Here is an 11559-nt window from a genome sequence, read left to right on the forward strand (position 1 = left end):
ACAGCACTTCGGCCAAAGGCGACAACGGCCTTTCGATCGACCGCGTCTGCTGTACTCGCAAAACCGGTCATTGGCTCGATCCTCATCCTGAACGTCCGCTTTACTCAGTTCAGACGGCGGAACCCGACCCCAAGGAGACAGTCGATTTTCTACGAAGGCATTGAATACTGAATCCCACCGGAACGCGCCCAACTCGAAAACCGAAAAACACAGAACACCTTGCGGGCGTGGGCCGTATGAGGTGCGGGGTTGGGTTAACTGTTGACGAGACTTGAAGGATAGTCTTGCACCGTTAATTTATTACATCTTCGCCGACGCACCGCGCTAATTGGAAATACCCCCAGCCCCAGTACAGTCAAAGCGAGGCTATTGGGTTCTGGGCAGCAATTTTCTTTAAACAACTGACCTGCGGTTACGCTTGCGCCGGTTATATTGAAAGCAACTGAGCCTACGAAGTTTCCAACAGCCGTTATATCAGCCGAAGACCAGCCCGCGCTATTAAGAAAGTTAACCTCGGAGCTTGGCAGTCCAGTTGCCAATATGTCAGAGAGCATGGCGTTTAGCTGTGGTTGTGTCAGAGTTAACGAGAAACCAAGGCTATCAAAGGCTTGACTCATCTGGTTGTGTGCCGCTCCCATCGCCGCCCGTGCAGAAACGTAATCAGATTCAGAGCCTCCGGATGCCATTGCCGCAGTCATAATATTCAGCTTATCAATATATAGATTTGTTGAATCTATCAATGCAGTCTCACCCGGGGTCGCACCAACTATAGACAAGTGTTGGTAATTTGCAGTGTTCATTGAGGCCAGCAAGGGCAGCTCGCCTGGCTCTGGTGATGATGCAAACGACGGTTGAGGGAGTGGAGGAGGACTGCCGAATAGAGTTTTGTATGTATCTGTAAGTAAGCAGCCAACTTGGCCGACCCCAGCTACTACTCCAATCACTTGGCCAACTCCTGTGGGAGTCGCCGCAGCACCTATGCCAACTAACGTAGAGCCAACACCACCCCACGAAATCCAACTAGCAGAAGTTGGAGATGATATCCCTAGGTTAAGCACTGCTATTAGAGCAATTAATACATAACTTTTGTTACGCGATGTTTTCATAATGCCTTACTCCTAAAGGGTCAAACGGGAAGGAATCTGAAACGAAGGAATTAAATAACAAAACTAACTATAGACCACATAACAAAAGTGGCAATACTTGATTTGGACTCCCGCTTGGGAGGTCGATTTTTAAGAACTTTTGAGCGACTGCTATTGTTAAGAGCTGTAAGACGCCTGCCCTCAGGCGTAGACCTGTCAGACTGCGCAGCACTTGGCGGGCAGGCGTCTGACAACCCTCAGGTACTGCCCGATTACCAATTTCTACCAGCGTCACGTATGTAGCAGTAAGCAGCCAACCGCCTTGCATATGTCATGAGGCGGCTATGGGTCGATATCAGCTATTAAGGCTACAGATCACCCCCTAATCCACAAATGCCCCAAACGTTTTAACACTGCTCTTTCCGCCGCCATGCACCCCCACCCTCACCTGCACGCCTATTCGCTCAACCATTGCGGGGACGTGAGATATCACCCCTACTTTACGGCCTAAGGATTGCAGCGCATCCAGGCTGGCAATGGCAATATCCAGGGTTGCTGGATCCAGACTACCAAAACCTTCATCAATAAACAGGGATTCAACTTGGGTACGATTTGAGGAAAGCGATGCCAACCCCAATGCTAATGCCAAAGAAATCAGGAAGCTTTCACCCCCTGACAGGCTATGAACACTGCGAACTTCATCACCCATTTCCCGGTCAATGACTTGCAGCTCAAGGTCGCTGCCAGGGACACGTTGCAGAAGGTAACGACGGGCCAATTCTTCCAGATGCCGATTGGCGTAGCCTAATAATGCATCAAGCGTAAGACTCTGGGCAAAAGTACGGAATTTACTGCCATCCTGAGAGCCGATTAATTCTTTAAGACCACCCCATATCTGCCATTTGTCCTGCTGCTTTTGCAGTTCTCCCCGTAGCGCGACGCCCTGGTTTTGTTTTTCATCATCTTGTTTCAGGCTGGCTCTGATTTCCGCAATGCTATCCTGTAATGACTGATACAAAGCTTCTGTTTCAACCAACTGTGCATTGGCATTTTCAAGGTTTGTAGTAGGTACATCAGCTTCCTCGTGGGCGACTCTTTGCTCTTGCAGCGCAGCCAGACGGGCTTTTGTTTCCAACAATTGTGTATGGATTTTGTTTAGTTCTACCTGTTCGACTCGCAACCATTCTTCGTCATGCGCAAGCCTTTCCTTCAATCTTTCCAGGCTTATCTCATGTTTGGCAAGAACCGCATTGACACTACTTTCTGCATAGGCATTTTTATCCTTCATTTTAGCCTTGCCTTCCTGCCAGTGCTGGACAGATTTGCGGCTTGAGGCCAGTTGTTCACTGGCTTTTGAAAGTTTACTTTGTGCAGCCTGAAAGGCAATATTGGCTGATGTAACTGCCGCTTTCAGTTCATTTTCCACTTGATCTGCTGCTCTGCCGCTTAACAGTTTTTTTCGTTGTGCCTCTATACCAGTCAACTTAGCTAGTACATCATTTAATGCAGTTTGTGCTTTTATACTACTTTCGTCCCTATGGGTAACTTCTATACGGGCAGCGGCCAGCTTTTCTTTGTTTATTGCCAATCCCTTTGCTGCCTCATCCCGTCGATTTATTTGCTCATGCCATTGCCCGATAATTTGTGCGCATGTTTTCCGTAGAGACTGCACATCTGTTTCAAGTTGCTGTTGCCAGCGATCTATCCCAGTTAAAACCGGCGAAAGTCTCTCGATAATTTGCTTACGCAGAAATTCTGCTTTCGCCAACTCGCTGGTTTGCTGCTCTTGGTCATGATTTAACTTTTGCAGCTGAAGCGTGAGTTTGGCAATACTTTCGGTTGCGCTACTCAATGCCAGGCTGAATTGATGTAATGCTTGCCGTTTTTCCTGCAACATTTTTTGAAATTGATACCCCTGACTTTCACTCTCAGCAATTTCTTTTAGTGCTATATCAACCTTTTCGGCACTGTCAGCCAATTGGCCACCTGTCTCAGCAGCAAGCACATCGGCACTTATGTTTTCCTCGCTGCACGCTTCATTCCACTGAATATCAAGGTTCGCCAAATCATCTAGGAGTGTAGATTTTTTAGTTTCAAATTCCCCAACCAGTTTATTGGCGGTAAGATATTCCGCTTCCATCCGACCATTTTCGCCTGTCAGGTTGGATACCACTTCTCGCAATGCTTGTATTCTGCCCATCATCTGATCCTGCATAAGATCAAGCTCTGGATGACTACTCACCCAAGGGTGCTCATGGGAGCCACAAACCGGGCAGGACTCACCTTCAATCAATTCACTGCGCAGCGATGTCACATCTGCCTTGCGCGCCGTTATAACCAGGCGCTGCGAACGCTCGGCTTCCTCCAGCGCTGACTGGCTTGCGATTAACTGCTCTTTTGCTTTTTGAATGGCAGTCCGTAGTCGCTCAGATTCATGCTTATTCCGCTCTTTTTCGCTAATTATTAAAGTAAGCTGTTTGTTACTTTCAACAGCTCGCTTATGCAGTTCCAACAACACACGCAAATTGTTTCTGCGATTATTCAACCGTTCTCGGTCCTGCTGCAATTGCGCCAAAGGCGATGCACTTACTTGCGCTTCCAAAGCTTCAATTTCTTTCTCAATATCAGTGACAGATACTTTCAATTTAGCTTGACGATCTACCTCTGTGGCGAGTTGCTGTTGAATTTTTGGCAGCGACTCTTCAGACGATGCAAGATCAAGAATAGTGGCCTGTCTGGATTGATCGACTTCAACCAGACTGGTGAACTCTTGATCCCATCTCTGCCACTGACTGGAAAGCTCTGAATAGCATGCATTATCCAGAAGCCATTTCTCTGATTCTGTCAGCGCCTTTTCAACGTATTGGCATTGCTCAAAAATTTCAGTTTGCTTTTTTGTTGCTTCATTTGCTTTTTCAATAGCCTCTAAAGCTGCCTGCTGGCAATCATCTTTCTCACTGATGACACTATTAAGTTGTGAATCAAGCTCCCTTGCCTTACGAAGTAAAGGCTCGTTTAACTCCCGTTCACTTTCGTGTTTCAGCAAAGTTGCTTTGTCCGCTTCAACTGCAATCTGTAATTCTTGCACGCTGTTTACTGATTGCTTTTCTTCAGCTAGTGCAGCTTCCAGGTTTATTTTTGCATTACTTAGTTCCTGAACACTTTGGTCCATACGCTCTACAAGTGCACGTGCTGGCTGTACAGCCTGAACCGACTCAAATTCTGTACGCCGAACAATAGCATTAACAGCAACCTGATCAGCTAATTCAACCTTGGTTATTGCTTCACCTTCCGCTGCTTTAAGTTGGTCTAGCCTTGCATACCAATCAATCACACGCTTTATAATTTGCCGGGATTGATCAAGTTGCAATTGTGTCGTCAGCGCATCTTTATATTGCACTTCCAATGCTGTCCGCTCTTCTGGCAACATAGGCAACAAATCTCCCAGACGTTGCTCAAGACGCTTCATTTCAGCTTCTTCAATTGCCGCTCGGGCATGAGCAGCTTTTGATAGCGCGCCATATATCTCCGTGCCGGTCATTCTCTCCAGCAATTCGGAACGCTGTTTAGCATCGGCTTTTAAAAATGAAGCAAAATCCCCTTGTGCCAGCAATACAGAGCGCCGGAATTGCTCAAACGAAAGGCCGAGCCGGTCCCGAATAGCCTCCTGAACATCGCTTTTTGTGCGACCTATCAATTGATTATTGGCAAGCGAAGTTAATGTCATGGTTTGCGCCTGCAGGCGACCACTCGCCATATTTCGTGCTCGCCGAACTTCCCAGCGTGCCAGATAACGCTGATTATCACTTCCGATAAATTCAACTTCTGCAAAACCTTCCGCTGCACCTCTACGCAGAATAGAGCGCACATCATTACTTCTGGTCCGAAACGCTACATCTTCATCTGCCCTGCCTACCGGCACACCTTGTCCACCGGGTAAACGCGGCATTTCATCAAATAGCGCCAGACACAATGCATCCAGAATAGTGCTTTTTCCTGCACCAGTCGGTCCTGTAATGGCAAACAATCCGGCACCTGCAAGCGGAGCCTGTTCAAATTCAACTGCAAAACCGCCTTCCAGACTGGCCAGATTTTTCCCGCGTATTGCTACTATTTTCATTGCCCAGATCCTTGCTGGACTTGCTCTAGCATTTCGTGAAAAGCATCCATCAGGGCCTTTGGTGGCAAATCATCGTGTAACTGCTGATAGCGGCGGCTGAAAACATCGTCTGGCGTAATTTCTTGCAGGTTTTTTTCAGGCATACTTTCTGACAACGATGCCCTTTCACCGGGATAATGCGTTGAAATCTTCAGTAAACGCACCCCTTTTCCTGCAAGCGCTTCGTCAATACTGCGGCGTAAGCCAGGCTCAGGGCGATCCAGCAAAACAGACACTTCAAGATACGGCCAGTTTTGTTCGGGCACACTTTCAGGCAAATCCAACCCTTCAAGCAACACTAAAATATCTGCCAGTGGCAAAGGTTCTTTAGGGGGCAGCCGTAATATTTCAACCACACGCGGTACCCGAATCGGCAACCATTTCACGCAAGCACCTGCCTCAATATCCACACTCACCACCTGATGAGGATAAACATTTTCAGACAGCGACAGGGGAATCGGAGATCCGCTGTAACGAACATTCTCACGCCCGCCTACGCTTTGCGCAAGATGCAAATGACCCAGTGCAGCATAAGCAATATCCGTCGGAAAAATATCTACAGGCAACGCATGTTGATTACCACCCAATATTTTGCGTTCACTCAACTCAGACAATGCCGCCCCAACCATGTAGCAATGACCGGTTGCCAATAATGCCTGCCCAGGCAACGCTTGTGTCCGAGCTTCGATAAGTGCTTCTCTGTATATGTCACGCACCCCTTGAATGAGCGGGTCTTCTCCCTCGTCTACAGGTAACAGATCACCAGGTCGCAAAAACGGTACAGCAACACACCAGGCAACAATATTGCCTTGTTTATCAGCCAGCGGAACAAGCAGTTGTTTACAATCTAAACTATTGTCTTGCCCCCGATTGATTCCTCCCACCACATGCACATTCAATTCTTTCAACAAAGGCTGTGGTGCATCAAGACGGGCAGCAGAGTCGTGGTTACCCCCAACCAGTACAACCTGAAGCGCAGGATACCGACGATTTACCTGTGCCAGAAAATGATACAACATGGACTGCGCCTTGGCAGGCGGATTGGCCGAATCAAATACATCACCAGCAATAATGAGGGCATCAGCAACTTGTTCACCCAGCGTATCCAGCAACCAATCCAGAAATTTCTTGTGCTCATATTCTCGAGACATGCCATGTAGAGTATGACCAAGGTGCCAATCTGCGGTATGAATAATGCGAAGCATTGCGTTAATTGCTCTCTGAAAAATTAATAATTCTGAAGATGACTAGTGATGAAAATGCAAAAACTGCCAGCGCTTGATATTAGCAGATCAAGTCTCCTTTGTGAGACACCCTGAACAATCCATATTTTACAAGACGTGCAACACTTACTTGCAATATAATTTGCTTATGAGTTCAATTCTCGCAGCATCACAAAACAAGACATCCCGGCCCCCTATAGACCGCCTGGTAGCCCAGTCCAGCCAAGTCATTCTGGGCAAAGAACAACAAATCAGACTGGCTGTAACCTGTCTCTTAGCCAAAGGGCACTTGCTTATAGAGGATATCCCTGGCGTGGGCAAAACCACCTTGGCGCATGTTCTGGCAAAATCTCTCGGCCTGGATTTTCAGCGCATCCAGTTTACGAGCGATCTGTTGCCAGCAGATATTCTGGGCGTGTCTGTGTACGAAAGGGATAGTGCTTCATTCAAATTTCATCCCGGCCCCATTTTCTCGCAATTCATCCTGACAGACGAAATAAACCGGGCAACCCCCAAGACCCAAAGCGCCCTGTTAGAGGCGATGGAAGAGCGACAAGTCACCATTGAAGGCGAATCGCTGCATCTGCCTGATCCCTTTTTTGTCATTGCTACTCAAAATCCTGCAAACCAGCTTGGCACCTTTCCGCTGCCAGAGTCTCAGCTTGACCGTTTTCTCATGAAAATTGAACTAGGTTATCCAAATCCTCAAGCCGAACGCGCAATACTCAAAGGGCAGGATCGGCACGACATGATTGATGCGCTTACTCCCTGCTTGACCATAGACGAATTGCTGGAAGCACAAACCCAGGTTCGTGAAATACATGTAGCGGATGCCTTGCTGGATTACCTCCAGGCAATTTTGGCCTTTACCCGAAATACCCCTGAATTTCGAGAAGGTCTCTCTCCCCGTGCCGGTTTGGCCATGCTGCATAGTGCTCAGGCCTGGGCCTATATGCATGGCCGGAATAAAGTTGTGCCAGAAGATATACAAGCCGTACTGGGTAGCGTTGCATGCCACCGCCTCCACTCTGTCACAAATGATGGTTCGAACATGAATGCTCAAACCATCACCACACTTTTAAAATCTGTGCCGATCCCCTAGTCTTTTCTCCACATCCGGGTTGAAATGCCAAGTGACGTTACGAACTGCCTACCACCAACTATTACAGAAATCTGCTTTCAGAAAACGCGGGCCAGAAACCGCCCCCGTTAACCTGAACAGTCACCGTGTGTTTATCCTGCCAACACGCCAGGGACTATTATTTTCAGTCGTTTTGCTCCTGATTCTTACCGGGTCTGTTAATTACGATCTCAACATGGGCTACGCCCTTACCTTCTTGCTAGCCGGATTGGGACTAATATCCATTTTGCAAACACATCGTAATTTGGCCAACCTCTGCATCAGCTGGGGAAAAACTCAACCCGTGTTTTCTGGTCAGCACGCTGAATTTCCGATTATTCTGGAAAACTTGGGTCGTTATGCCCGCTATTCAATTGGCGTTCAAATCATAGGGGGCGAAGCCGTTTTCCATGATGTAGCCACAAAAACCAGTACCACTGCAATAGTCAGTTCCATCGCTCAGCAACGTGGGCTGCTGACCTGCCCGCGCCTGCACATCTTTACCCGTTTTCCCTTGGGGTTATTTCGGGCCTGGTCCACCATTGAGCCAGATTTTAAATGCCTGATTTATCCGCTTCCGGAAACAAAGCTCACTCCCTACCATTCCATTTCAGGTGGCATGAATGGCTCAAGCAATCAAGGGGAAGGTAATGACGATTTCAGTACGCTGCGCAACTATCGCTATGGCGACCCTGCAACGCATGTTGCGTGGAAAGCGTTGGCACGAGAACAAGGGCTACTCACAAAACAGTTCACCGGCCAGGAAAGTGCGGAACTCTGGTTTGACTGGGACAGCATTCCAGGCATGGAAACAGAAGCGCGGCTTTCACGGCTTTGCAGATGGGTTATCAATGCCGATCAAACTGGCGCAACCTACGGCTTAAAATTGCCCGGATGGTCAATTCCCCCTTCAAACGGAATAAATCACCGCGCAATCTGCCTGAAATCTCTCGCGCTGTTCGGGATAAGACCGACGATAAAAACAGCGCCATGAAATCACCTATACAACCCATATCCGTCACACAAACAAGCGATCTGCAATGGATACTGGTTTCACTTTCCGTGGTTATCGCACCACACATGTTTCACCTGCCCATCTGGGTAAGCCTCATGTATGTTGCTGTGGTTTTATGGCGATATTTAATTATTGAGCAAAAAGCGAAAGCCCCCTCAAAATGGATACTTCAACTCATTACAGTATTTGCCGGCATCGGTATCTATTTTTCCCATGGCACACTGTTTGGAAGAGAAGCTGGCGTTTCTTTACTGATCATTATGGCTGCATTAAAACTAATGGAGTTACGAACCCGTGGCGATATTTGGCTGGTAGTATTTTTAAGCTATTTTCTCATCCTCACCAGCTTTCTATTTTCTGAATCCATCCTGTACGCAATTTACCTGTTGGTAACCGTTTTTTTAGTGACCGCCACACTCGTCGGTGTAAATCATCCGAACGGCACACTGCCTGTTGGCGGCAGAGCACGAATTGCTGCAGTTTTAATCGCACAAGCCATCCCTGCCATGATCATACTATTCGTACTTTTCCCAAGATTGCCCGGCCCTATCTGGAGCCTGCCCAGAGATGCGCATAGTGCACGATCAGGCTTAAGCAACAGCATGTCGCCTGGCAGCATCAGCAATCTCAGCTTATCCGACGCCATCGCATTTCGAGTCACATTTCAGGGTGCGCCCCCCAACCCAAGCCAATTATATTGGCGCGGACCGGTATTATGGGATTTTGATGGCAAAACCTGGTCTACAGGCACATCCACCATTGGCAACAAAATCACACTCCCTGCCAGTGGAAAAATGATCAAATATTCCATCACGCTCGAACCCCATAATAAACCATGGCTACTGGCGCTGGATCTACCCATCTCAGTTTCTACAACAGCAAAAATATCATCAGATTTTCAACTGATTACCAACAAAACGGTTAATGAACGTATACGTTATGATGCAACTTCTATTCTTGGCAGCAGTAGCGAGGGTGAGCTGGAAGCCAGCAGGCAAGAACGTGCATTGAAATTACCCAAAAACGAAAATAATCGAAGTATCGATTTAGCGAGAGAATGGCGAGCCAATTCCTCCAGCGATGAAGCAGTGGTTAATCGGGCGCTCTCGTACTTCCGCAACCAGCCTTTCGTGTATACACTCCGGCCAAAGCTATTAGGTGAAAATCCGGTTGATGACTTTATGTTCAACACGCAACGCGGATTTTGCGAGCATTATGCAGGCAGCTTTGTATTTCTTATGCGTGCTGCTGGCATTCCAGCGCGAGTAGTAACAGGTTACCAAGGAGGAGAGCTCAATCCTTTAGGCAACTACATGATTGTTCGACAGGCCCATGCTCACGCATGGGCAGAAGTCTGGTTACCCAAAAAAGGCTGGACAAGAGTTGACCCAACTGCCGCGGTCTCCCCCGACCGCATAGAAAAAGGCATCGCAAGCGCCTTACCCGCTGGTGATCCTAATCCGCTCTTGTTGCGAGCAGAAAGTCCATGGCTTTCAAACTTTATTTTTTCCTGGGACACTCTGAACAACGCGTGGAATCAATGGGTAATCAGTTACAATCAGGAGCGTCAATTAGCCCTGCTTTCGAGGTTATGGAACCAACCCGTTTCCTGGCGCGAAATTGGGCTTTCTATCGCGGGAGCAATGACTCTGCTTTTTCTTCTTCTGGGGAGTGTCATGCTATGGCAGATGCGGGCGCATCCGAAAGACAACATCAAACAACAATACGACAAATTCTGCGCCAAACTGGCAAAAATCGGCATTGCAAGACATGGTCATGAAGGGCCAATAGACTTTGCAAAGCGAGCGGTAAAATTACGGCCAGAACTAACTGAAAAAATACAAGACATTACAAATCTCTATGTCACGCTGCGTTATGGCAATAATGGACAGGCAACGGAATTGGAACATTTGAAGCAGTTAGTCAAAAAGTTTGCAGCACCTGCTCAGTCCCACTGACCAAACACGCTAATTTCATGACTGATCAAGCGCTAACTTTTTTCTGTGGTTCGCCAATATGTGCTGTACCTCGCTTCAATGCCAGTTCGACCTGCTTTTGACGCTCAGCTGCACGGGCACGCTTTTCATCCGATAACTTTCCAAAACAGTAGGAGCAGGAAATTCCTTCCTCATACTCAGGTAAAGCCATTTCTTCGGGAGTTACAGGATGCCGGCAAGCGTGACATTGACCATGCTGCCCAACTTCCAGGCCATGCCCCACCGCCACACGCTGATCAAAAACAAAGCATTCACCCTCCCACATGCTTTTTTCGGCAGGGATGTGTTCCAGATATTTAAGTATGCCACCCTTTAAGTGGTAAACCTCTTCAAATCCCTGTTCAAGCATATACGAAGTGGCTTTTTCACACCGAATACCGCCAGTGCAAAACATGGCAACCTTTTTATGTTTTGCCGGGTCCAGATTCTTGCTGACATAAGCAGGAAATTCTCGGAATGTGACGGTATGGGGATCGATTGCACCGCGAAAAGTACCAATATCGTATTCATAGCCATTACGGGTATCTACCAGCACCACATCAGGGTCAGATATCAGCGCATTCCAATCCTCAGGAGCAACATAGGTACCGACTTTTTCGTTTGGATCGACTCCAGGCACACCCAGGGTAACGATTTCTTTTTTCAGCCGAATTTTCATTCTGTAAAAAGGCATTTCGTTGGCATGAGACTCTTTATGTTCAATATTCGCAAATCGGGCATCTGATTGCAAATAAGCCATCAACCCATCGATTCCTTCGCGTGACCCGGCAACCGTCCCGTTAATCCCTTCCGCAGCTAACAGGATAGTTCCCTTAAGCCCATGGGCAACGCAAAAATCGAGCAAACCACCCTGCATTTCCTTATAATCTGGTAGTTTGGCAAATTTGTATAATGCAGCAACTATAATGTTTGACATAATTTATCTAATCCTTAATAACATAATGATATTCTAATCAGACA

The 11559-nt window shown here is 47.5% G+C and carries 7 protein-coding genes; 3 read left to right on the top strand and 4 right to left on the bottom strand.

What is annotated here, in order from left to right; translation table 11 throughout:
• Positions 1-254: 254 nt before the first annotated feature.
• The 3 genes from EDC63_RS03155 to EDC63_RS03165 all read right to left on the bottom strand — a co-directional run bounded on the left by EDC63_RS03155 (position 255) and on the right by EDC63_RS03165 (position 6449).
• Positions 255-1106, bottom strand: a complete 852-nt coding sequence (locus EDC63_RS03155; RefSeq protein ID WP_124947433.1) for a hypothetical protein — start codon at positions 1104-1106, stop codon at positions 255-257.
• Positions 1107-1467: 361 nt separating this feature from the next.
• Positions 1468-5205 carry an AAA family ATPase gene (locus EDC63_RS03160; RefSeq protein ID WP_124947432.1) on the bottom strand — a complete coding sequence of 1246 codons (3738 nt, stop codon included), beginning with the start codon at positions 5203-5205 and terminating at the stop codon, positions 1468-1470.
• Positions 5202-6449 carry an exonuclease SbcCD subunit D C-terminal domain-containing protein gene (locus EDC63_RS03165; RefSeq protein ID WP_124947431.1) on the bottom strand — a complete coding sequence of 416 codons (1248 nt, stop codon included), beginning with the start codon at positions 6447-6449 and terminating at the stop codon, positions 5202-5204. The genes EDC63_RS03160 and EDC63_RS03165 overlap by 4 nt, the downstream gene beginning before the upstream one ends.
• A 166-nt stretch (positions 6450-6615) precedes the next feature.
• On the opposite strand from EDC63_RS03165, the gene EDC63_RS03170 reads away from it, so the two are divergent.
• Genes EDC63_RS03170 through EDC63_RS03180 form a run of 3 tightly spaced genes read left to right on the top strand, consistent with a single transcriptional unit; the run spans position 6616 to position 10560 of the window.
• A complete protein-coding gene (locus tag EDC63_RS03170) occupies positions 6616-7569 on the top strand; it encodes an AAA family ATPase (RefSeq protein ID WP_124947430.1) in 954 nt (317 codons plus the stop codon).
• A 31-nt stretch (positions 7570-7600) separates the two neighbouring features.
• Positions 7601-8581, top strand: coding sequence for a DUF58 domain-containing protein (locus tag EDC63_RS03175; protein WP_124947429.1), 981 nt, complete (start codon positions 7601-7603; stop codon positions 8579-8581).
• Positions 8578-10560, top strand: coding sequence for a transglutaminase TgpA family protein (locus tag EDC63_RS03180; RefSeq protein WP_165922894.1), 1983 nt, complete (start codon positions 8578-8580; stop codon positions 10558-10560). The genes EDC63_RS03175 and EDC63_RS03180 overlap by 4 nt, the downstream gene beginning before the upstream one ends.
• A 25-nt stretch (positions 10561-10585) precedes the next feature.
• Here the strand turns inward: EDC63_RS03180 and trhO are convergent, their stop codons facing one another.
• Positions 10586-11515 carry an oxygen-dependent tRNA uridine(34) hydroxylase TrhO gene (gene trhO / locus EDC63_RS03185; RefSeq protein WP_124947427.1) on the bottom strand — a complete coding sequence of 310 codons (930 nt, stop codon included), beginning with the start codon at positions 11513-11515 and terminating at the stop codon, positions 10586-10588.
• Positions 11516-11559: the final 44 nt, after the last annotated feature.

The organism is Sulfurirhabdus autotrophica (assembly GCF_004346685.1).
In the GTDB taxonomy this organism is placed as follows: domain Bacteria; phylum Pseudomonadota; class Gammaproteobacteria; order Burkholderiales; family SMCO01; genus Sulfurirhabdus; species Sulfurirhabdus autotrophica.

Excerpts from the sequence above, each read along its gene's own strand:
- EDC63_RS03180 (WP_165922894.1), top strand. The coding sequence starts at position 8,578 with ATGAAATCACCTATACAACCCATATCCGTCACACAAACAAGCGATCTG.
- EDC63_RS03165 (WP_124947431.1), bottom strand. The coding sequence starts at position 6,449 with ATGCTTCGCATTATTCATACCGCAGATTGGCACCTTGGTCATACTCTA.
- trhO (WP_124947427.1), bottom strand. The coding sequence starts at position 11,515 with ATGTCAAACATTATAGTTGCTGCATTATACAAATTTGCCAAACTACCA.
- EDC63_RS03170 (WP_124947430.1), top strand. The coding sequence starts at position 6,616 with ATGAGTTCAATTCTCGCAGCATCACAAAACAAGACATCCCGGCCCCCT.
- EDC63_RS03155 (WP_124947433.1), bottom strand. The coding sequence starts at position 1,106 with ATGAAAACATCGCGTAACAAAAGTTATGTATTAATTGCTCTAATAGCA.
- EDC63_RS03160 (WP_124947432.1), bottom strand. The coding sequence starts at position 5,205 with ATGAAAATAGTAGCAATACGCGGGAAAAATCTGGCCAGTCTGGAAGGC.